The organism is Alteromonas sp. ABH4_452 (assembly GCF_056311825.1).
Genome location: NZ_CM149973.1, coordinates 2,343,233 through 2,366,176, shown reverse-complemented (window position 1 = coordinate 2,366,176; position 22,944 = coordinate 2,343,233). Strand labels below are relative to the sequence as shown.

At 43.2% G+C, this 22,944-nt stretch carries 20 protein-coding genes; 13 read left to right on the top strand and 7 right to left on the bottom strand.

Annotated elements, in window-relative coordinates; all coding sequences use genetic code 11:
• Window positions 1-181 precede the first annotated feature (181 nt).
• Both ACYX4N_RS10060 and ACYX4N_RS10055 read left to right on the top strand, forming a co-directional pair.
• Window positions 182-412 (top strand): type II toxin-antitoxin system ParD family antitoxin, encoded by a 231-nt coding sequence (locus tag ACYX4N_RS10060; RefSeq protein ID WP_476053926.1) that lies wholly within the window; start codon window positions 182-184, stop codon window positions 410-412.
• Entirely contained in the window at window positions 409-705 is a 297-nt protein-coding gene (locus tag ACYX4N_RS10055) for a type II toxin-antitoxin system RelE/ParE family toxin (RefSeq protein WP_476053925.1), read from the top strand. The genes ACYX4N_RS10060 and ACYX4N_RS10055 overlap by 4 nt, the downstream gene beginning before the upstream one ends.
• Window positions 706-823: 118 nt before the next feature.
• Here the strand turns inward: ACYX4N_RS10055 and ACYX4N_RS10050 are convergent, their stop codons facing one another.
• Together ACYX4N_RS10050 and ACYX4N_RS10045 are read right to left on the bottom strand one after the other, a co-directional pair.
• On the bottom strand, window positions 824-1,480 hold the full coding sequence (locus ACYX4N_RS10050; RefSeq protein ID WP_476053924.1) for a hypothetical protein: 657 nt from the start codon (window positions 1,478-1,480) through the stop codon (window positions 824-826).
• Window positions 1,481-1,495: 15 nt separating this feature from the next.
• Entirely contained in the window at window positions 1,496-3,943 is a 2,448-nt protein-coding gene (locus ACYX4N_RS10045; RefSeq protein ID WP_476053923.1) for a zinc-dependent metalloprotease, read from the bottom strand.
• Between the two features lie 222 nt (window positions 3,944-4,165).
• Between ACYX4N_RS10045 and ACYX4N_RS10040 the strand changes: the two genes are divergently transcribed.
• The 3 genes from ACYX4N_RS10040 (at window position 4,166) to ACYX4N_RS10030 (ending at window position 7,149) form a co-directional block, all read left to right on the top strand.
• Window positions 4,166-4,408 carry an HP1242/YdcH family protein gene (locus ACYX4N_RS10040; protein ID WP_476053922.1) on the top strand — a complete coding sequence of 81 codons (243 nt, stop codon included), beginning with the start codon at window positions 4,166-4,168 and terminating at the stop codon, window positions 4,406-4,408.
• Between the two features lie 205 nt (window positions 4,409-4,613).
• The gene (locus ACYX4N_RS10035; RefSeq protein ID WP_476053921.1) at window positions 4,614-5,837 is read left to right on the top strand and encodes an aminotransferase class I/II-fold pyridoxal phosphate-dependent enzyme; all 1,224 of its coding nucleotides are present in this window, start codon (window positions 4,614-4,616) and stop codon (window positions 5,835-5,837) included.
• Between the two features lie 136 nt (window positions 5,838-5,973).
• On the top strand, window positions 5,974-7,149 hold the full coding sequence (locus ACYX4N_RS10030; RefSeq protein ID WP_476053920.1) for a saccharopine dehydrogenase family protein: 1,176 nt from the start codon (window positions 5,974-5,976) through the stop codon (window positions 7,147-7,149).
• Between the two features lie 195 nt (window positions 7,150-7,344).
• On the opposite strand, the gene ACYX4N_RS10025 is transcribed toward ACYX4N_RS10030, so the two are convergent.
• Window positions 7,345-8,526: a pyridoxal phosphate-dependent aminotransferase gene (locus ACYX4N_RS10025; protein ID WP_476053919.1), complete on the bottom strand. Its 1,182-nt coding sequence runs from the start codon at window positions 8,524-8,526 to the stop codon at window positions 7,345-7,347.
• Window positions 8,527-8,900: 374 nt separating this feature from the next.
• On the opposite strand from ACYX4N_RS10025, the gene ACYX4N_RS10020 reads away from it, so the two are divergent.
• A complete protein-coding gene (locus tag ACYX4N_RS10020; RefSeq protein WP_474806302.1) occupies window positions 8,901-9,164 on the top strand; it encodes a DUF7218 family protein in 264 nt (87 codons plus the stop codon).
• Between the two features lie 188 nt (window positions 9,165-9,352).
• On the opposite strand, the gene ACYX4N_RS10015 is transcribed toward ACYX4N_RS10020, so the two are convergent.
• Window positions 9,353-9,895, bottom strand: a complete 543-nt coding sequence (locus tag ACYX4N_RS10015) for a hypothetical protein (protein WP_474806300.1) — start codon at window positions 9,893-9,895, stop codon at window positions 9,353-9,355.
• 266 nt (window positions 9,896-10,161) lie between these two features.
• Here ACYX4N_RS10015 and ACYX4N_RS10010 point away from each other — a divergent pair, with 266 nt between their 5' ends.
• From ACYX4N_RS10010 to ACYX4N_RS09990, 5 genes are all read left to right on the top strand, one after another.
• Entirely contained in the window at window positions 10,162-10,740 is a 579-nt protein-coding gene (locus tag ACYX4N_RS10010) for a GrpB family protein (RefSeq protein ID WP_474806298.1), read from the top strand.
• A gap of 152 nt (window positions 10,741-10,892) precedes the next feature.
• Window positions 10,893-11,882 carry a DUF1852 domain-containing protein gene (locus ACYX4N_RS10005; protein WP_476053918.1) on the top strand — a complete coding sequence of 330 codons (990 nt, stop codon included), beginning with the start codon at window positions 10,893-10,895 and terminating at the stop codon, window positions 11,880-11,882.
• A 145-nt stretch (window positions 11,883-12,027) separates the two neighbouring features.
• On the top strand, window positions 12,028-13,068 hold the full coding sequence (locus ACYX4N_RS10000) for a methionine synthase (protein ID WP_474856934.1): 1,041 nt from the start codon (window positions 12,028-12,030) through the stop codon (window positions 13,066-13,068).
• Between the two features lie 300 nt (window positions 13,069-13,368).
• Window positions 13,369-15,111 (top strand): GGDEF domain-containing protein, encoded by a 1,743-nt coding sequence (locus tag ACYX4N_RS09995; RefSeq protein WP_476053917.1) that lies wholly within the window; start codon window positions 13,369-13,371, stop codon window positions 15,109-15,111.
• 591 nt (window positions 15,112-15,702) lie between these two features.
• Window positions 15,703-18,543: a TonB-dependent receptor domain-containing protein gene (locus tag ACYX4N_RS09990; protein ID WP_476053916.1), complete on the top strand. Its 2,841-nt coding sequence runs from the start codon at window positions 15,703-15,705 to the stop codon at window positions 18,541-18,543.
• A 155-nt stretch (window positions 18,544-18,698) separates the two neighbouring features.
• On the opposite strand, the gene ACYX4N_RS09985 is transcribed toward ACYX4N_RS09990, so the two are convergent.
• The 3 genes from ACYX4N_RS09985 to ACYX4N_RS09975 are packed head-to-tail and all read right to left on the bottom strand — an operon-like array spanning window position 18,699 to window position 20,838.
• Window positions 18,699-19,385: an SCO family protein gene (locus ACYX4N_RS09985; protein ID WP_476053915.1), complete on the bottom strand. Its 687-nt coding sequence runs from the start codon at window positions 19,383-19,385 to the stop codon at window positions 18,699-18,701.
• Window positions 19,336-19,941 (bottom strand): toxin-antitoxin system YwqK family antitoxin, encoded by a 606-nt coding sequence (locus tag ACYX4N_RS09980; protein ID WP_476053914.1) that lies wholly within the window; start codon window positions 19,939-19,941, stop codon window positions 19,336-19,338. The genes ACYX4N_RS09985 and ACYX4N_RS09980 overlap by 50 nt, the downstream gene beginning before the upstream one ends.
• Before the next feature lie 12 nt (window positions 19,942-19,953).
• Window positions 19,954-20,838: a YHYH protein gene (locus ACYX4N_RS09975; RefSeq protein WP_476053913.1), complete on the bottom strand. Its 885-nt coding sequence runs from the start codon at window positions 20,836-20,838 to the stop codon at window positions 19,954-19,956.
• Window positions 20,839-21,140: 302 nt separating this feature from the next.
• On the opposite strand from ACYX4N_RS09975, the gene ACYX4N_RS09970 reads away from it, so the two are divergent.
• Together ACYX4N_RS09970 and ACYX4N_RS09965 are read left to right on the top strand one after the other, a co-directional pair.
• On the top strand, window positions 21,141-22,331 hold the full coding sequence (locus ACYX4N_RS09970; RefSeq protein ID WP_476053911.1) for a DUF3500 domain-containing protein: 1,191 nt from the start codon (window positions 21,141-21,143) through the stop codon (window positions 22,329-22,331).
• 107 nt (window positions 22,332-22,438) lie between these two features.
• Window positions 22,439-22,927 (top strand): hypothetical protein, encoded by a 489-nt coding sequence (locus ACYX4N_RS09965; protein WP_476053910.1) that lies wholly within the window; start codon window positions 22,439-22,441, stop codon window positions 22,925-22,927.
• The last annotated feature ends 17 nt before the right edge of the window (window positions 22,928-22,944 follow it).

Here is a 22,944-nt window from a genome sequence, read left to right as displayed (position 1 = left end):
ACTTCTGTTTGCAAAGCAAAAGGACGAATTTTTATAAAGCGCAGTGTTTCGAGCGACGCCAAATAGGTCGTTTAGCGAAGTGCTTCGGGGACACCGGTTAAACCAAACCCTCACTGCCCCATTGGCAATCTTTGTCAATATTTGCCATAATTTCTGAATGGTGAACATTCGGAAATAGACAATGGCAACTTTAAACGTGTCACTTCCTGACGAAATGCGTACGTGGATTGATGAGCAAGTAAAAACTGGCAAATTTGCTAATGCTAGTGATTATATTCGCGATCTAGTACGTCGCAATCAGAGTGAGCGTGAGGCAATTAGCTTAGTCCTCATAGAAGGTGAGTTGAGTGGGAAAAGTGACAAGAATGTTTTGGATATTATTCAAGCTAAGAAAGCTCGAGCCTCTGAATGAACGAATACATCCTCTCTAACAAAGCAGAGGAAGATATCTCCCGCATTTACGATTATTCAGCCAATGTTCACGGCGTAACTCAAGCTGAAGCCTATCTTGTTGCCCTACATGAAGCTCTAGTTGTTCTGGCGGAAACCCCGAATGTAGGTACTTCAGCGGAGGACATTAGAAAGAATTACTTACAATTCCCCGTTCATAGGCACATGGTCTTCTATAAAAAAGTCGATGACGGCATTTTCGTCATTAGGGTGCTTCATCAACAAATGAAATACGTTATGCATCTATCTGATTGAAACACACAGGAAGGACCAAGTATTGTGACGAAAGTGCCAAATCAAGTAGAGAAACAAACTACTCACTAAATCGTACCAGCTCAGACTTGATCTGACAGTTACCCTATTTTCAAGGTAACTAACCACACCCTACTTCACTAAGACTAACTCGAAATTTAAACTCACCACGCTGATTAAATACGTCAAAACCATTATCAGAAGCTTTAAGCTCTAGCTCCCGTACCCAATTTGTTTTTTCAATAAACTTTAATTCATAGCGGTTTAAAGGTAGTGGGCATTTTAAATAGAAATAATGGTAGGCCGTACCCATTGCACCTGGATCTGCGGTAAACACGTAAATAGTGTTATTTTCTATTGCAAATTCTTTATGAAAGTAGTCTCGGTTAGCTCCTAGTGTTGCATCAATCAGAACACCTAATAGACCTATCGCAATCTGAATGAGTGCCACTATTGCTAAAACACTGCTCAAAGCAACAATTAACCATTTACTTTTAACAAGATATCTCAATGTACCGTGCTGCGTAAAGAGCAGGTAAACACCTGCACAAAGCGCTATAAGTTTAACTAAGGCTAACGCGTCGCCGACCTGTGACATGAACCTGGGGGAATGGTAGTTCAAGTCCCACAGCACACCGCCATACAGACTTTCTGCTAATGGAACTATTATTAGAAGTAGTACAGCGAGTAAAGGAGTGATCAAGGCCGCAAAGGTTCCTTGCGGCACTTGCTTATTACTCGGGCTATGGTTTTGCTCTAAACGCGTTGTCCCTAACATTAATTATCAGCTTCCTTAAATCGGCGATCCTGGCGGCAGTGGCTCTACCTCAAAGCTACTTGGCCATGCCTTACTCGCCCAATAGGTATCAAACTGCTCTTTCAGTATTTCATACTGATTGTTGTCTGCTTCATCGTCTAACCATTCGCTAAATTCAAGCAAGGCGAGTTCAGCTTCCAATCTTACTTCGGGTGCTAGCTTGTCGTTAGTTACTGCTTTCATCACTGCATTTAACGCCACTAACTGTAAGCGCTTGGCTAGCGGGCTTTGCGACTTGTTTTTATACCAATGTACGCTAAGTATTTGCTTCACTAGCATTGAAACGCCCACTTTTTTGCGTCTATCGTTAGTGCTTCTTGTTTGCCACTCTAGGCGGTTTAAGCGTTCCGGGTGTAATAACAACTCAAAAGCAAAGTTGGATGCCGAAGCAGCGGCAGAAACAGGGTCTAACATTAAGCCCATTTTGCCCTTAAAGTGCTCGCGAGTAATGTCGTCACCGTATGCTGTGGGTGGAATGAGCGCGAGGACCGACTCAGGAATAGTTAAGTAATCGGCAGTAGTGGCGGTAATCAACTGCTGCATTGCGCGTTGCTGCACCGCGGGTGCTACAAACTGCTGGCCCTGCGCTTGGGTATAGTCACCTTTACGTTCATATTCATACACCAAGCCGCCCACTTGCTTTGCTACAGCTTCTAGCTGATAGCGATGTAGCAAGTAAATAGGTACTAAAGCATTTTCAAGAGACGATAAACTACTGTTTGGGCTTAAGGTGTCCAAACCTAAATTGGCTAGTGCCTGTTCGCGCACTTGTGAAATTTCATCGAAGGCATCCAGCGGGTTGCTGCCGTTTTCCCACATATGGCCGTTTGCCGATGCATGGCGACTGCTGCGGGTATCTGGGTCTGATTTAAAGCTTAAGCCCTCGTTGCGACCTTTTACGATAATTTTTGCCAAAGCTTCGGCTTCTTCTACGTCGCTGGCAAAGTCTTGGTAACCATACGCTACGGCGTGTATATCCCATGCGCCTATACCTTTCTCATAGGCACCTTCTAAGCTAATTTTGCCATTTTTAATGCTAATTTTGGGATGAGGATAATCCATCACCGACGCACGGTTGTTTTCACTTGCGGCAAAATTGTGTGCTATGCCTAACGTATGCCCTACTTCGTGAGCAGACAGCTGCCTAATGCGATCCAAAGCCATTTCTTGCTGAGCAGTAGTGTCGGTGTTGCCTTCTTTAAACGGGCTGGTGAGGCCAAGGGCGATTAGATAATCTTGTCTTACACGCAGCGAACCAAGTGTAACGTGACCTTTAATAATTTCACCTGTACGTGGGTCGACAACCGACGAACCGTATGACCAACCGCGCGTTGCGCGGTGCACCCAGTTAATGACGTTGTAGCGCACGTCCATGGGGTCTGCACCTTCAGGCAGTACTTTTACCTGAAACGCGTCCTTGTAGCCTGCAGCTTCATAGGCTTGATTCCACCAGCTCGCACCTTCTTTAAGCGCTGTCATTACTGGCTCGGGGATACCAGGGTCAAGGTAGTACACAATAGGCTCAACAGCTTCGCTCTTCGCCGCATGCGGGGTTTTCTTGTTTAAACGGTGGCGGGTAATAAATCGCTGTTCAGTAGGTTCACTAATAGGCGTGGAATAGTCAAAATAACTGAATTTCCAGTAGCCTGAGTATGGGTGGTATTCTCTGGGCGTGTAGTTGTCGTCAGGCAGTGCCACAAACGAGTGATGCAAATGCACCGTCAAGCTTTCTGGATCTGGCGTAACTTGCTGCACGTATTCGCCGGGCTTTTTACCAGCAAAAGTGACTAGAGCCTCTAATTCAGTATTCTTTTCAAAGCCTTTGGTTTTTGGTAAGTACACGCCACTTCGCATTTTATCTACGCTGAAGCTACCTTGCTTGGTGCGTGCCATACGGTTGCCGATACCGTGAATATCACTTAACAGAAAAGGCGTATAGTCGATAAGGCTAGTGTTATCGCTTTTAGCTACCAACGTAAAACCAGCAATGACCGAATCTGCGAAAGCTTCATCAATACTCTGCTTTTCGGCGTCGCTGCCGTGGGTTGCGCGGTATTTGGTATTGTGCTGCTTTAATAAAACCTTGTTACCAAATTTTTCAAAGCTGACCAAACGCGTATCGCCAAGTTGTCCGCGATCAAGGCCAATATCGTTTGAACCTACACCATACGGCAAGCTGCTTTGGAACAAATATTCGGCATCGATTGTAGGCACGGCCAAGTAAACCTTGTCGCTTTCATCGTCATAGTAAACGGGGATCAACCCGTCCTTTTTAGTCATATCGCTGGTGAATTCACCAATGCTTGGTAACGCTGCCCAAGCTGAAGATGCAGACACGACAAACAATACCGTAAACGCAATGGCTGATTTACCCGATGCCCTCACCTGTCGCGCGGCTTTGTGAAAAATGTTCAATTGCAGCATGCAGTTAGTCCTTATTATTGTGAATTTCTAGCCTACCCTATGTAAGAGATTTTGCCCATGGTAATTCGTCGTTTTAACGCTACTACTTGCTCGACTCTAACATTGACTGCCATTATCAATAATTTATTGAAACTGATTGCGGTATTCAGTGCATTATATCTTGATAAAAGTACTGATAATCTAGCTTTGCTGTTATGAAACAAGACAATCAGGAGAACAATAATGTTAGGCGAAAACCACTCACTACTGTGCGACTTTCCAGAGCACGAAGATACGATTAACCGTTTAAATGCGAATAGTACTGACTTTGCCGAAAAGGCAAAACGCTATCACAGTTTAGATGATGAAATTAGAAACCTTGAAGAGCTTGGATCACCCGCTAGCGATGAAACGCTACACCAGCTAAAACACGACCGCGCCGAGTTGAAAGATGAGCTTTATCAGGCTTTGATAAACAGTAAATAGACATTCGTTTAGTACGCGTAGCTGTTGTTTCAAATACCGACTTTATTTAAGGCCGACATTTAATATGAACGGTAGTTACGCGAGCTAGTGATGATGTTTATAGGGAGCCTCTCCTGCTCTTTTCTAGAATTTACTTGAATCACAGGCGAGATTAATCCCTAATTGCAGTAATGTTTGAACTGGCACAACTAATAAGGGTTTTATTTTGAAGTTTGCCTCTCGCGCTACCGCTATTTCTCCGTTTCTTGCCATGGCCTATGGCGAAAAAGCCACTGCACTGGAACTGCAAGGTAAAGATGTTATTAGGCTTAATCTAGGCGAGCCTGATTTCGGCGCCCCCGCGCCCGTACTTGCGGCAATGAAAGAAAGCTTGGACACCCCTGATTTTCCCTATACTTCTGCATTGGGTATTCCAGAACTACGTCAATCAATCGCTAGCTTTTATGAAACTAAACACGGCATACAGGTAAGCCCATCACGAGTCGTAGTTACCGCTGGTGCTTCAGGCGCGCTACTTTTGGCAAGCGCCGCTTTAGTAGAGCCTGGCGATAACGTGATATTGGGCGACCCATCTTACCCGTGCAATCGACGATTTTTAAACGCGTTTGGCGCAGAAGTAACGCTAGTACCAACACGTAGTGAGGATAACTTTCAGCTAACCGCCGAAAGTGTTGCCGATAATTGGAAACACAATACGAAAGGCGTGCTTATCGCCACACCTGCCAACCCTACAGGCACGGCGATAGATATAGACGAGCTGTATAAGATTGGACAATACTGCAAAGCCAAGGGTGGCTTTTTAATTGTTGATGAAATTTATTTAGACCTAGCACTTTCATTGGATGTTCAAGTGGATGCTGGCGCGTTTCAATCAAATGAGAGCAAAGGCGCAACACTCCAAACTGTACTTGCCAACGCAGAACTGCAGGACACTGTGGTAGTTATAAACAGCTTTTCAAAATACTTTGGTATGACGGGTTGGCGTCTTGGCTGGTGCGTAGTGCCTGAGTCTATGACCCCAATAGTCGAAAAGCTCGCGCAGAATTTGTTTATTTGCCCCTCTACCCTTTCTCAAAAAGCCGCACTTGCGTGCTTTACGCCTGAAGCGTTGGCGCAGTGTGAGCAAAACCGCAATACGCTGGCAGAGCGTGCATCGCTTGTTTTTGATGCACTTCAGAATATGGGGCTCAGTTTGGATGCTCAACCCGACGGCGCGTTTTACGCTTACATCAATATCAAACATACAGGCTTAAGTGCTATCGAATTCTGTGATGCTCTGCTCGAGCAGTATCATGTGGCGCTGACACCAGGCAATGATTTTGGCGAGCACAATGCTGAACATTATGTAAGACTTTCTTTCGCTACCAGTATAGAGCGCTTGAATGAGGGACTGGCTCGACTAGCTACTTTTGTTAAATCATTGTGCTAGTTGCTTTGTATCCACTGTTTAATTTCGTGAATAGACAAATATTACCTAAAAAAATGATAGATATGGGCGCTTGTGCGTATATTGGGAAGTGCATATTGATGACACGTGTCGAAACGGAATAAAACAGGACAAAACAATGAGTAACGAACGCGAATTTGATGTAGTTATCTTCGGTGCTACAGGTTTTACGGGCAAACTAGTGGCTGAGTATTTTCAGGCGCAGTATGGCAGTGACAGCAATGTTAAATGGGCAGTGGCAGGTCGTAACGAAGCTAAACTTAATGATGTAAAACAGGAACTAGGCATTAGCGATAGCGTTGCTAGTATTGTTGCCGACGGTGATGATGCCGACGCACTTGACGCAATGACAAAGCGCACAGCCGTTGTACTGACTACCGTAGGACCATATCAAATTTACGGCGAAAAGTTACTTTCTGCATGTGTTGATAATGGTACAGGCTATACAGATTTATGTGGTGAACCAGCGTGGATGCACCAAATGATCCACAAGTACGAAGCAAAAGCTAAGGAAACAGGTGCAAACATTGTGTTCTCTTGCGGCTTCGATTCTGTGCCCTTCGATTTAGGTGTTCACTATTTACAAGAACATGCGAAGAAACAAACCGGCGAAGTAATCGAATATGTAAAAGGTCGCGTTCGCAAAATGCAGGGCACCTTCTCTGGTGGTACAGCTGCTAGCCTAAAAGCAACCATGGCTGCAGCGCACAAAGACAAGGCAGTAATGGCAGCGCTTATTAACCCGCTCTCGTTGACAGATGGCTCGACTAATCAACAACAGCCAGATGGCAACAAACCTTATTTTGACGAACAGTTAGGTACGTGGGTAGCGCCATTTATCATGGCGGCTATCAATACCAAGAACGTTCACCGCTCTAACTACCTAGCAGGCTACGCTTACGGTAAGAACTTTCAGTACGATGAAATGATGATGACCGGCCCTGGCGAGAAAGGTGAAGCCATGGCAAACCACGTCGCTAAAGATAAGTCGCTAGCTAGCGATGATGGCCCTAAACCTGGAGAAGGCCCAAGTAAAGAAGAGCGTGAGAACGGTTTTTACGATGTAATGTTTGTAGGTACCGCCACCAATGGCGACATGCTAGCCGTTTCGGTTAAAGGTGATAAAGATCCTGGCTATGGTTCTACTAGCAAGATGATTTCAGAATCGGCGCTTTGCCTGTGTAAAGACGTAAACCTATCTGGCGGCTTTTTCACACCAGCAGCAGCCTTAGGCGATAAGTTAATTAGTCGCCTAGAAGAAAAAGCAGGCTTAACGTTTGCTATCGAAAAATAAAGGCTGAAATAAGGGCTGAAATAAGGCCAAAAATAGAGGCTTGAGTAAGAGCTAAAGCAAGGACTAAAGTAAAGTTTAAACTTAGTCTAACCTATAAAAAACTAGCGTGCATTTTCGCACAACGAATATAAAAAAGGCTGAACGCAACTAGTGTTCAGCCTTTTCTTTCTTCGCTAGGTGTTATTATTGTTTTTTCTAAGCAAGTACTGCTTTTAATGCTTTAACGCAGGCATCGGTCTCTGCTGGCGTACCCACACTTATTCGCGACCATGAATCGTAACCGGGCCAGGTACGCCCTACTACCTTTATACCCTGAGCTCTCATCTTCTGCGCAAACTTGTCGTGCGGCATACCCGTATCCATGTAAATGAAATTCCCTTGTGGATTCGGTGCATAGGGCTGCTTTAATTCTTTGGCGACTTTTACTAACTTGTCACGTTCAGTCTTAATCCGTGAGCGCATGGTGTTTAGGTTCGCGTGGTCATCCATGCTAGCCATACCCGCAACAAGTGCCAAGTAGTTTACGCCACCCATGCGCAACATTCCGCCCAGGGTTTTAGCTTGCTCAGCTGGCATAATGGCGTAACCTAAACGCTGGCCTGCCATGGCGTGAATTTTAGAAAATGTCCGGCAAATTACTACATTGTGCCCTTCTGAAATAAGCTTCGACTGAACGTTGGCCGGGTAAGCGTCAGACATTTCAATGTAAGCTTCATCAATAAATACCTGTGCTTTTTTCGACACACGTTTCGCAAAAGCGGTCAGTTTGGCCGCATCTACCATGCTGCCGGTTGGATTGTTTGGATTACATACATAAACGGCGGTTGTATCTTCAGTTACTGCTGCTTCAATGGCATCTAGGTCGAAAGTCATGTCTGCAGCAAGTGGAACGTAAGTCACCTCTGCCCCCATGAACTCAGCGCCTCTCGGCACACCTTCATAGGTTGCCATAGACGTTACTAGCTTATTACCATTTTTCGTGATCCAGTCGGCATAGCCGAAAAGAATAGGTGAAGAGCCGTTTGTGATAACGATTTGATCGGCAGAAACGCCCTCTTGCTTAGCAATTTTTTGCGCTAAAACTTCAACCGTAGCATCGGTATAGCGTGCAAGGTTTAAAAGCTCGCTTTGCATTGCCTTAGCGGCCTTTTTCGAAGGTCCAAAGGCGTTCTCATTTGACGATAAGCGAATAAGACCATCGTTCACGTTAGGTGTAGCCGACGGAAAATGTTCAGTGGGCATTCCCGCCGCATGCAGGTCGCCCATTATACTGTCGACACTCGTGGTTAGTGCCACCGCACCAGCCCCTAAACCTACCGATTTTAACCAATTACGACGTGAAGAATTTATCGTGGTTTGTTGTACGTTTTTATTCATATTTCGCTCAGCCTTCCATCTACAATGTCTTTAGACTAAAGGCTCAGCTTTAAACGCGCAATAGCCTAAAGGCGCTAAACCATTGACACAATTGCACTTTTCCCGTGCACGAAACGCACTAAAACTGACAATGTAAGTAGTTTTAATGTGTTAATGGGTTACATTGCGGTGCAGCGCCTTTTTACCCATTTAGGCGTTTGCGATGAATGACATTTTTCCTCGTATTAGCAGCAATACTATTACTGACTAAACCCATTGTTCTTTGGATTGAATCACCAAGTCGCTCACCTAACCTAAACCATCTAGGCGAATACCAAGTATGAAATACTATAAACACCACAGCTTCTCTCACCATTCACAACAGGAGTTTTAAAATGGCTAAGGACCACGGTAACCAAATTAAGAACGACGATACCTATGAAGCCCTTCGCGAGGAAGGCTATAGCAAAGAAAAGTCAGCGCGCATTGCCAATGCACAAGCCAATAGTAAACAAACTCCGTCAAAAGACGGCGGCAAAGCAAATAAGTACGAAGATCGCACTAAAGATGAGCTCTATCAAAAAGCCAAAGAAGTGGGCATTGATGGACGTTCAAACATGAGTAAAGACGAGTTAATTGATGCGCTGCGTAATCACTGAGGGGGCTTTGGCCGTTACAACGCAGCGTTAAAGGAACGCATATACGGCCATTATTAAGTGTCAGCGCACAGTTATTATTGAACCCTAATTAAAAGTCCGAGGGATTGGCCGAACTTTCGGGGCACAGCGAAAGTATCTGTGGCACAAAATCCAGCAGATACAATTAAAAGAACGATACAATTGCGCAACTATTGCGACTTCCACTCTTCGTATTCAAGTTGGGCTTTGCGCATATTTATTAATAACTTAGTTAGTTCAGGATCTTTCTTAATGACTGTTTCCATATAGGCAAAAGACTCTTCTCTGTCGCTAACTGTTAAGTCTTCGATATCTTTCATCGTCGGTCTAGGCATGTTTTGCCTAAGTGCCTGCTGAGTTTCCTTGTACATCCGATCAAGCGCATACTGGGGATAGCAGACAGTCTTTTTAATTCGGCTGTTTACGGATGATTCTTTTCTACATCTTACTTTGAACTTTTTGTTGTCCGCTAATGCGTTAAATCGTCTGTAAAAATCTAGCTCCGTTCGCTGGATTTTACGTAGGAAAAAACCACTATTTTTATTAACTTTACCTTTTACTTCAACGACTTCTATATCTTTGGGTTCAACGAACTCTTCTTTGTCGCTAGTTTGTGGTGTTGCATTAGCCATACAGCTAATAAATAACCCAGAAGCTAAAAGTAATGAAAAGCGCGAGGGCGAAACAAAATTGATACGTTTGATGAGATTCACTGGGTGCCTCCTTGCGGTCCTATCAGACAAAAATAAAAAAACTAGACTTAATAACTTCTAGTATTAAATGACTGGTTTCAAGTATTAAGTTGTAAATTAAGTAAGTCAAGGCATCTAATTTATTCAATGTAAGTATTTGTTAACCCAGTGCGTTTTTTTTGCATTAAAGCCGTTATTGATACTAGCGAAATGGTTTAAGTTGCTACCTTTTTCTTCTTGAATGAAAAACGCGCCGAGTTTGTTAATTAACGCAGAAAGGTTGCACTATGAAACACCAAGAGCGAGATAAAGTTGAAATTGTGCCTTATAAAAAAGTGTGGCTTGAGCAGTTTGAAATTGCTAAGCGCTGTTTATTAACTGCGCTAGGCGATATTTGCGTTTGTATTGACCATATTGGCTCTACTTCTATTCATAACATGCCAGCGAAAGATCGTATCGATATTCAAATTGGGGTTAGTGAAATATCTCCTGCTATTTGCGACACGATAAACCAGCGAATAAGTCAATTAAACTTGCCTAACGCTCACATGAGTCAAGATCATTTACCGCCTGACGAATCATGCCTTGCGGACTGGCGTAAAATTTACCTGCAAGGGGTCACAGACCAATGGTCGTTTAAAGCGAATATTCATATACGAAAAGTAGGCGCAAAAAACTTTAAGTATGCTCTTCTATTCAGAGATTATCTTAGAATTGATGACGATACCGCAAAGTCTTACGCGTTCTTCAAGCAAACCCTCGCCTCTCGAATTCCTAACGATAGAGACTTATATTCACAACTGAAAGATCCGGTCTGTGACCTAATTATGATTAGTGCTAGGCGTTGGGAGGATAAAACCACGTAACTCCTCTCTTCCGAACATAGCATGAGATAATTTCATATAAAAATGAAATTAAGTCATTTTTATTCATAGATAAAACCGCGTATAAATTTATCCATAGCTTTTTACAGCATTTACATTACTCGTTTTAATCTTAGGAATAGAAGCGCATTCTCATGAACAATAACGTGGATACAAATTTCTCTTTTACCATTAACAGCGTTCAGTTTAATGAAGATTATCGCCCTTCAGACAACACGCGCATTACCACTAATTTTGCTAATTTAGCGCGAGGCGAGCGCCGAAAAGAAAACTTACGCGATGCGTTGAGCATGATTAACAATCGGTTTAACGCGTTGGCTAGCTGGGACAATGAGCGTGGCGAACGGTATGCTGTTGAACTAGAAATAGTATCGGTAGATATTGATGTAGAGGGTAACGGCAAAACCTTCCCTACGATTGAGATTTTGCAAACTAACATTATCGATAAAAAAACGGGGAAGCGCACCCAAGGTATTGTGGGCAATAACTTCTCGTCTTATGTTCGAGATTATGATTTTAGCGTTCGTCTTTCTAATCATAATCGTGGCCAATCGTCATTCAGCGTTCCTAACGATTTTGGCGATTTACACGGTAAACTGTTTCAGTATTTCGTTAACTCTGAAACCTATAAAGCGCACTTTTCAAAACTCCCTGTTATTTGCTTAAGTGTTTCTGACAACAAAATCTATCGCAGAACGGAAAACCAACACCCTGTCTTAGGCGTTGAATATCAACCTAACGAGTCCTCGTTGACCGAGCAGTATTTCAAAAAGATGGGCTTAAACGTTCGCTATTTTATGCCGCCTAACAGTGCCGCCCCCTTCGCCTTTTACTTCTTTGGCGACTTACTAAACGACTACACAAACTTAGAGCTTATAAGCACTATCGCAACGATGGAAACGTTTCAGAAAATCTATCGTCCTGAAATTTATAACGCTAACGCGCAAGCAGGTTTAAGCTACAAACCAAATTTGAAAAATAGCGATCACTCGTTAACACGCATTGTGTACGACCGCGACGAACGCAGTCACCTCGCCGTAGAGCAAGGCAAGTTCGTGGAAGAGAACTTTATTAAGCCTTATCAACATAAGCTACAGCAATTTACAGCAAGTTACGCTAGATAAATCCTCTGATACTGGTTATTGGTAACTTGCTCGTTGCCAATTGCAATCATCGGCTCGCTAAGGTGAGTCTTTAAATTTTAGTGGGGCGCTACGGCCTGCCCCACAGGCATTCACAATAAATACTGACTTAAAGAATACGAATCACATGAAAAAATTACTCCCCACCTCTATTGCTGGCAGTCTTCCAAAACCTTCATGGCTTGCTGAGCCTGAAACGTTATGGTCGCCATGGAAACTAAAAGATAATGCCTTAGAAGAAGGTAAAAAAGATGCGCTGCGCGTTACACTTCAAGAGCAAGCTGCATCTGGCATCGATATTGTTTGTGACGGGGAGCAAACCCGACAACACTTTGTAACCACGTTTATTGAACACCTCGACGGTGTTGATTTTGAGAATCGTAAAACTGTGCGTATTCGCAATCGTTACGACGCAAGCGTTCCTGTTGTAACGCAAGCAGTTAAACGACCAAAATCGGTATTCGTTGAAGATGCCACGTTTTTACGAAGCCAAACTGATCAACCTATTAAGTGGGCGTTACCAGGTCCAATGACTATGGTTGATACCCTGTATGATGATCACTATAAAAGCCGCGAAAAGCTCGCGTGGGAATTCGCCAAGATTCTAAACCAAGAAGCGAAAGAACTAGAGGCTGCTGGCGTTGATATTATTCAGTTCGACGAACCCTCGTTTAACGTATTCTTTGATGAAGTGAACGAATGGGGAATTGCTGCGCTAGAGCGCGCTATTGAAGGGCTAAAATGTGAAACTGCGGTACACATTTGCTACGGTTACGGCATTAAAGCAAATACCGACTGGAAGAAAACGCTAGGCTCAGAATGGCGTCAATATGAAGAAAGCTTCCCTAAGCTAGCGAAGTCGAACATCGATATGGTGTCATTGGAATGCCACAACTCCCACGTACCCATTGAACTCATTTCCTTGCTAAAAGGAAAGAAAGTGATGGTAGGTGCCATTGATGTTGCCACTGATACCATAGAAACGCCAGAAGAAGTCGCCGCTACTTTGCGCGAAGCATTGAAGTACGTAGACGCAGATAAGCTCTACCCTTGTACTAATTGTGGCATGGCTCCCCTTTCACGAGATGTTGCCAGAGGGAAACTTGAAGCCCTTAGCGCTGGTGCTGCGATAGTAAGACGAGAATTAACCCTTAAGCGCTCTGCTTAACGCTAGTTTTATTAATTTCCTTCATATCTTTAAAGCAAGTTTGTAAAAAGGCAAACTTGCTCCCCTTTACTTTCATAAGCTAGCTAAACACTGCTCCCCCGTTTTTTTGCAGACCAATGTCTAATCGGTTAACGTTTATATAATTTTTATTAGGCATCAGAAGCATTTATTCATTTTTTGTCTAAACTAAAACAATAGCCTCGCTCCCGATATCAGAAGACGCATTTATGTAACGTCAATTTTGACAGAAAGGGAGTTGCAGATTACATGTTGTAGCTAACTCCACTGTTCAAAGCGATAATGACGTTAAAACTATTAATAAAAAGCCAAGTTAAATTAGTAACCTTTAGCATCTTAACAGTACTTTTTTCAATTTCCTCTTCTCTTTCGTTTGCAGCTGAGAGTGGTAATAGCATTTTAGAAGAAGCCTATGAGATACGAAGTTCAAACCCTCAGAAATCGAAAGAGCTGTTTCAAAGCTTAGATAAATCAAGCTTAAGCGAAGATGATAAGGAGCTTTATGATTTTACTGCAGCTTATATGGAGCTTGTAGCTGGAGACCTATTGGGTGCCTCAGAAGCGTATCAACACATTGCAAACGGTGATTATTCGTTTCGCTATCAGTTTCAATCATACGCAGCGCTTGCTGCGCTCAATGCTGCAACCCAAAATTGGGCTGAGGCATTCTCTGCTATGGATTTTTTAACTGAGAATTTAGACAAGGTCACTGATCCCTTAGTTAAGGAACAAGCCCACAATGCGATAATCAACTTTTACAACTCTATTGACGAGAAAGAAACGGTGATTAGTTATGGAAACTCGTTGATTAACGGGCAACACTCTCCCCGATTCACATGCTTTTTACACATGCAGCTTATCGTTGCTTTAGTCTCTACACAGAATGATTCACTCTCTGAAGACAGTTTTACTAAGGCGCTAAACTACTGTGAAAATGCAGAAGAAAAGATAGCGCTTATTGCTATTTACACACACTACGCTACTTATCTGTACAACAAAAACGAAATTGAAGCTTCATTAGCGGTGTTAAATTCGCATCTAAACGAAGTTGAAAGTACTAAATATCCACCATTGTTAGAAGAGTATTACGCATTATTAAGCAAAATCTATTTTTTACGCGAAGAGTATGAGAAAGCACAAGAATACGCTTACAAAGTACTAGGCGAGGAAGAAGATACGGGTTATGCAGTCATCTCTGACATAGATGCTTATGAAGTCTTATATCAAATCGCAGAAAAACAGAAAAATTATGAAAAGGCGCTGCAGTTACATAAAGACTATGCAAAAGCGCGATCGCTTAATTTATCTAGTATGAGCAATAAAATGTTAAGCATTCATAAAGCACAACAAGATAGTTTAATAAAATCGAACAAAATTACTCTACTCGATGCGGAAAACTCCCTGTTAAAAGCCAAGGCACAGCTAGCGCAGGAGGAAAGCAATATACGCAGGCTTATTTATCTTGTGCTATTTATGGCGTTTTTAGTAATAGCTTTTTGGCTGTACAAAAAACGAAGCCATTACATTGCACTAAAAAAAATCTCGCAAAGAGATGGACTTACGGGTATAGCCAACCGCACATACTTTACGAAAATATCAGCTGAGCTTATAAATTATGCTGATCAGCATGCAAGGCCTGTTAGTCTAATTATTTTTGACTTAGATGATTTTAAAAAAATAAACGACACCTATGGACACCAAGTAGGCGATCAAGCGCTTCAGAGTGCGGTTACTGCTGCATTAAAAGGTTGCAGGCCAGATGACTACATCGGGCGCTTGGGTGGTGAAGAATTTGGCATTATTTTACCTAACTGTGATTTAGAACAAGCTATGACAGTTGCCCAGCGCTGCCGGAAACAAATAGAACTCACGAACCAATTAAGTTCACAACACTTCAAACTTACAGCAAGCTTTGGCGTAGCGAGCGCTCCTAAGGTCGCTTACGACTTTGAAGCTTTGTTTGAAAACGCAGATAAAGCACTTTACCAATCGAAAAACTCGGGCAAAAACCGAGTTAATATTTAGTTTGCAATTAATAGCACGACGGTGAGCAACACATTTCCCTCGCGTGTAATTAGGGTGGTAGTGAGTGATCAAAATTAAGAAGAAGCCGCCCATAATTAACCTATTCGCAACAATTTAATTAACACTCTCAGCGCGTCGATAAAAGCACAAATTATTACGCTGAAATGCAAAACTAATTTTCATATGACCAATAGTTGACCTGCCAAACCAGATCCCCCAAATTTCGGTTGCAATATCTGTATTTTTATAGGAATGAGCTCAAGGTGAAATTAGGTTAATAAGCGCTCATTCACACCACAATTTGAACAATTGGTTATGAAAGAAACTAGATCTGCTCACGTTTAAAACAATACCCGCAATACATAGCGAAACCCTACTATTTAATCAGAAATTAATTAAATGTTAACCACCTAAAGGGAGTGCGTTGTTTCATCGAAAAAAATTGATTTCGCTTGTTCCTGCTAATTAGAATGCGCGCCCTCTTAGACATAAGTATAAATCCGAATACAAATCGACATGGTAAGGCTTGCCTACAATTTTGGGCCTTATTTAACAACAAGCATATACATTCTAATTCATTAGGAACAATCCATGAAAAACATTGCAACTGCTGTTCGGTTAGCATTGGCTGGTAGTGTCGCTCTGACATCTGGCAACGTAATAGCGCAAGATTCAACGACAGCTAGCGCTGATGTTGAAAAAATTCAAGTTACAGGTTCACGTATTTCTCGTCAGGGCGCAATCGCACCTTCGCCTGTTACCGCTATTTCTGGCGAGTCACTACTTAACTCTGGCGCGATGAACATTGGAGAGGTGCTTAACGAACTGCCTTCATTGGCGAATACGTTCTCGCTAGGTAACTCAAGTCAATTCATCGGTACTGCGGGTTTAAACATTCTAGACCTTCGCGGTATGGGCACCGACCGCACGCTTGTTTTGGTTAACGGTAAGCGCCACGTGTCTTCATCAGCGGGTACTGCTGCTGTCGATACCAACACTATTCCAACGTCATGGATTGAGCGCGTAGAAATCGTAACCGGCGGTGCATCTGCCGTATACGGTGCCGACGCTGTGACCGGTGTAGTTAACTTCATTCTTAAAAAGAATATTGAAGGGTTTGATATCAGCGCAACACAAGGCTTTGCGCAGGAAAATGGCTATAAAAATGATAAGTACCAAGCGTCTTATGGTTTTAACTTTGACAACGATCGCGGCAATATTGCTTTTGCCGCTGAATACAGCTCTCAAGAGTCACTAGATGCTTTAGACAACCCTTGGACTGCTACACCCTATCGCAACATGAGCTTTGAAAGCATCATGGGTTACAAGCGCAGTGAAGATCAATTAGATTCAACGGCCTACCCGGATGATATTTACACCGCTAACGCGGGTTACTACGTAATAAACAATGCGGGTGTATTCGGCGATGGCACTAAAACCTTCAACGCCGACGGTTCAATTAAAGACATTTACATTGGCGACCAAGTAGATGGTGTTTTCTGCGCAAACTGTGACTCTTTCAACCTTCGCCAGTTCACACAGCTACAGCCAGAATTTGACCGTACTAACCTAAACGTTAAAGGTAACTACGAACTTAATGACGACACTACGGTATATGCGCAAGCTAAATACGCACGCACACGTGCTATTTCTATGGCGCAACCAGCGTTCTTTTTCTACAGCGACGAAACAACTATAACGCGCAACAATGCATTCTTGGATGACAGTGTTGCTGAGTACATGGACGCAAACGGTCTTGATAGCATTGTACTAAACCGCATGATGACCGATTTAGGTGTTCGTACGGAAGCTGATGAGCGTGAAACCTATCGCTACGTGTTAGGTGTAGAAGGCTATATCAATGATGAATGGAACTACGAAGCGTTTGTAAACTACGGTAAAACAGAGCTGGAGCGTGAAAACCGCAATAACCTGATTTTGCAAAACTTCTACAACGCAATAGATGCCGTCGAAGATGACAATGGTAACATTGTTTGTGCATCAGGTAGCCAAGATGGCTGTGTACCTCTAAATATTATGGGATACGGTCAAGCCTCACAAGCAGCTATCGACTATGTAAATACCACGTCTGTAGGTACTAGCAAAATTGAGCAGTACAACGCAGGTGCAACAATCGCAAATTCAGGTATCTACGAGCTGCCAGCAGGCTACGTAGGTTTCGCAGCAGGTGTTGAATACCGCAAAGAAAAAAGTGAAATTGATGAGCCAGACAACGCTGCAGGCACCTTCTTCAATGCGCTAGGCGAAGACAAGGGCGAATACGACGTCTCTGAGGTATTTACTGAAGTTACTATCCCGCTTCTTGAAGGTTTACCAGGCGTAGATATGCTTACGTTCGACACAGCGGCGCGCATTGCTAATTACTCATCTATTGGCAACGCGAAAAGCTGGAAGCTTGGTTTAGATTGGCAGGTTTTTGAAGACTTACGTGTTAGAGCAACTAAGTCATCTGCCCTTCGCGCACCGAACATTAGCGAGCTTTACGGTGAAGCCAGCCAGACGTTCTTCAATGTTGACGATCCATGCCGTACAGATAACCTAGAAAACCTAGCGAATGCCGACCAACGTATTGCTAACTGCGCAGCACTTGGCGTTCCGGCAGACTTCAACTCTGACTATGATGCGGCAACGTTGGAAGGCGTAAACGGTGGTAACATCGACCTTCAAGCAGAACAGTCTATCTCTAAAACCCTAGGTTTAGTTTATACTCCAGCTTGGTTTGAAGGCTTTACTGCGACAGTCGATTACTGGGAAATTGAACTTACAGACGCCATCACCAACATTGATGGTCAAACTATTCTAGACCGTTGTGTAGACTCTGAAACAGGCATCGATAATCCGTACTGTGGTCTTATCGACCGTGATTCAGAATCAGGCGAAATTACCCAAATTCGCAGCTACGCGCTAAACATTGCGGGTCAAGAAGCAAAAGGTGTAGATTTCGAATTAGGCTATGACTTTGATGCACTTGAAGGTGCGTTCCGTACAAGCCTAATTGCAACTTACCTTAAAGATCGTAAAGAGTTTCCATTCCAAGACAACCCAGAGCTATTTTATCAAAACGCTGGCACTGCTGGTGAGTCTGACTGGCAAGGTGTATTCACGGTTAACTACAGCCGTGGCGATTGGGAAGCAAGCTGGAAAACGCGCTATATTGAGCGCGCAAGCATTTACGACAATCAAGAGCTAGCACGTAACCCTAACCCAAGTAACCGTATGGAACTGCCTTCATACGCAGTAACTGATGTAACTGCGGGTTACAACTTTAAGAATGGCGTAAGCCTAACTGTGGGTATTGATAACCTGTTTAACCGCGCGCTACCTACAGGTACAACAGGTACCGGCTCAACCGATGCTGCCTATGACAACATCGGTCGCTTTGGCTATGTAACTGTAGCGTACAAAATGTAATTTACGATTTAGTACGTAAACCAAAAACCGGCGTTTTTACGCCGGTTTTTTTATTTGAGTTTTTCTTAACTTTGGTAAGCTGCAAAATCTGGGATCTTTCAAGACTTGTTATAGTGGTAGTTTCGGTGCCAACCCCATAATCTCTGACATACCCACTACGACCTGTCGTTCTGTAAGGTCTTGATGTCTTTTATCAAGTACTGAACTGATGCGGCGTTTAAGCCATTATAAATTCCTCGAATATGCTTGTTTTTGTCAATAAGTAACAGGCTTTCTGTATGCAGAAAATCTTTGTTCTTTTGAACATTACCTAGGTCTTCACTAGCGAAATACGCTTGTTTGGCAATAGTATAAATCTCTTCTTTATCGCCGGTTAGTAGGTACCATTGCTCGTTATTGATCTTGTTTTTAATGGCATAGGCTTGCAGTACTTCGATAGTATCTGTTGAAGGTCTGATTGAGTGCTGAACTATTTTTACTTCATCATTACCTTCAAACGTTTCTTGTACTCGTATAAGTTTCGAACGCACTGTAGGACAAATACCTGGGCATGTGCTGAAGAAAAAACCCGCGACGTAAATTTTGTTGTCGAGATCCTTGTCACTAATTGTGTTACCGCTTTGATCAGTAAAGCTAAAGGCTGGAATTTTGTGAAAAGAGGTTAAGTCTATTTCACCCTCTGATAACCAATAAGGCGAAAATGAAGCATCTTGGTAGTATGGCAACTCCTCAACATTGGCGCTGTTGGTCTTTTCGGTCAATACTTCGGGCTTTTCAGCATGGGAAAAACCGCTACAGACCAGCAGATTGCAGGCGATAGTAATCAATAGAAATTTCTTCATCTTCTAATCCAACACAGTTATTTGCTTTTCTTAAGCCGAATATTCGGCCATTTTTGTACTCAAAATTACTAAACAGCTTGCCGTTTTTTAGCCACGCTTGCTGTAGCCCGTTTGGCTGCCCAGACTTGAAATTAAAGCGTTTAAATATTTCGCCACTGCGATACCATTCCATAGCAACCCCTTGAATTTTTCCTTTTTCAAAGTAACGCTTTGAACGTATATTGCCGTTAGCCCACCAGCTAGTTGCTCCCCCTTCCCGTTTCGCGTCGTTAAAAGTGGCGCTAAACGCAAGTGTGCCGTTTTTAAACCATTTCTTCGTTTCACCGTGACGTCGGCCGCTTTTAAACTGCTCACGAGCTGCAATAGCCCCGTTCGGGTATCGTGTGACAGCTTCTCCAGTAAAAGGCTTACCTTGAAATATACGAAGACCTTCGCGACTTATCGAAATGTCGCTATTAGACGCAGGCTGCATCTCGTTCCCATGAATAAAGGGCTTTAAATACACAACCGCGCTTAATACAGACAATCCCATGATTAAAGCGATTAAATACTTCATAAAAAGCGCAGTTTAGTTCACTCCGTTTGGCGTACCCTGAAAATCACCTGGAAAAATAAGGTAATAATCGCCGTTTAGGTATTGTTCAGTTGAGACATGGTAATGGTACTCGCCTTCCTCATTTGACGGGTCGGTGAATTGAGTAATACCCACATGGCCGTTTGATGTATCGAGATCGGTGGGATAGTCGGCGCTTGAATAGCAACGTCTACCGTAAATAAAGAAGCCGTCTGACATAATACCTACCAAGTTATCGTCGTCATAAGTAATGGCTTTAGGTTCAAGGTGATAATGATAGGTTTGTGGGCCGGTATGTGCACCGTTTCTATCAAAACCTTGTATTACGCCCAGTGAAACATCGCCATTGCCTTCAGAGTCATTAAAAATAGGCGCACCACTGGTGGCAATACCTATTGCACCTAACGGAGTTGCAGAAGAAGAGTCAGCCAACTCAGGGTTTACCGGTACCGTAAGTTGAAACAAATTAACATAATCCTCGATATCTCCGGGTGAGCGCTGTTGATCGAATAAATCTGCGTCTTCAGGCGCTACATAAAGGCCGCTTTCATTTCCTGAATCCCAATAGGAAGAAGTGTGGTTAGGCTTGCCATTCGCTTCAACGGTTACAGTACAGCCGTCTGAGGAAAGTACAGCAGTCACGTTTGGTGAGGCGTTAAATTCTAGGAAAATGGCGGGTAAGGTTGCTGCCGGATTATCGCAACTACCTGCGGTACTATCGGCTCCACTATTGTCAGTATTGCCTGAATCTGTGCCGCTGTCTGTAGATGAGTCGGCATCGACGGTTAAACTATCATCGTCTGAGCCTCCGCAAGCGACAAGCGCTCCAACCATCGCCATTGTGATTAATGGACGTGCCAAAGAAAAAGGCTTTTTCATAACTGAATACCTCAGCAATCGTATTTTTACTAGTTTGTGATTTTAAGATACTGAAGGTTTGTGCAGAGAATGTGCAGAAAGCGCACAAATAGTAATGAAAATAGCGACGATAAAACTGCAATGCTACTACTTATCATTATTTGTAGTACAGCGTTTATGGCTATATGGATAGATACATTGTCAGAGTTACAAAGTGGTCGGCGTTGATCCATATTGTTCTCAATGAAATAGTAAGAGATTGAAATGCTTTAATGAAGTATCAAAGTAATTAAGCAGCCCGAACAAAGCAGGAACACTTACCCATGAATGTATCTAACAGCTTCAAAGTCTCTATCAGTATTCTTGCTATAGGCCTCGCATTATCACCCTGTACATTTTCTCAAGATCACCCAAAAGGCCCGCACCCAGATGGTCCACCGCCTCCGCGCCCCGACACGCCTGAGACCTTAGCCATAAAAGCTCGAATGGGCGATACAAGTACGCTTATGGGTGATCTTAGTGTTCCTGTTTCAACAGACGAATGCGAGAATGATGATCATATTACGTCGCTGATATGTCTCACCTCACTGCTAAAATCAACCTTATCTGAAGACGCGTTATCACACATACAAACCGAATATTCTGTGGAAGAGGCGAAAAACTGGAGTAATTTACCAGCCGGTGCTTTCCCCGAGCGCCCCGGTATCTTTCTGGGTGAACTTTCCATTGAGCAAAGGGGCATTGTTAAAGCAATTTTGAAAGAGGCCGCTAGTGAAACCATGGATGAAGGTTTTGACGAGATGGTGCAAACACTTAATGCCGATGACTACATTGGCACCATTAGCACCGACTATAAGGCGGCGTATTCGTCCTACAACGGTAAACTCGCTTTTTTAGGTGAGCCCACATTAGACGGACTTTGGGAACTATATTACGGCGGTCACCATTTCGCCTTTTCAAATACTTATAACAACGGAAAGCTTATCGGCGCTACGCCTTCCTTTCGGGGAATTGAGCCCTTCCCTTCTTTCGAAATGAACGGGCGTGAAAATAAACCGCTTTTGCAAGAACGCGATGCGTTTGCAAAATTGCTCACCTCACTCACCAGCAAACAGCAAGAACAAGCGACCTTAAAAGGGACTTACAGAGACATTATTGCAGGCCCGCAGTTCGATGATGCCATACCCAGTATCCAAGAAGGCTTAGCGGTGTCCTCTTTATCTAAGGAACAAGTCTCTTTGCTAAAAGAAGCCATTTATACCTATGTCGGTGATATCAATGAAACCGAAGCTATTAAGTACATGGAGAAATATGCAAATGAGTTTGATAGTACGGTTATTGGATTCTCTGGTACGACAGCGCTGAACTCTGAGGATGATTATGTGCGCGTTCACGGTCCTTCTCTTTGGATAGAATTCTCAATGCAATCTAATAAGTCTACAAATAAACCAGGTAACCACCCTCACTCGGTTTGGCGTGACAGACAAACCGATTATGGTGTGCAAGACCAGTGATAACCTCAAAAACATCGAAGGGCTTTCACTTATTTTTGCGCGCTTTATTATGCTGTTTAACCGCGCTCACATGCTCCGTAAATGCCCATTCATTACCGGGCAGTGAATTGGTATTCAAGGATGTAGATCCGAAAGCGGCATTATCTTTAAGCTTTCCTTTAGAAGAGTTTATAATTGCAGCGCCAGAACTAGACTTCATAGAGCGTGCTTCCAATCTCGGCGATTTAACAAGTGTAGAGAAGTCACAATTAAATCAGTATTTCAGCCAGCATATTCAACTTAAACCCGTCAATGATCAGTCAAAACACGCATTCTTATCGCCCTCATTGTACTCCCTTACAGTTACTGAAGCATTTAATGAGTATGTAGGAAACTATAAACGGGTTAAAGTGCAATTTTCATTAGATACCGGAAGACTACAGCGTGATTTGTTCCCGCTAGCCCTGCGCTATGACGCGATTATGCATGAGATAAGAAGCCACAGGGTAGCGGTATTTTTTGAGAGTGCGCAAAGCGGTAAAACGAAACTTACAGACTTTGTTTACAGCGAAGTTAATGGTAATCCTACCGTGCATGTCCTCTCCCCGGCTAGTTGAACGAAAGCACTTAGTGG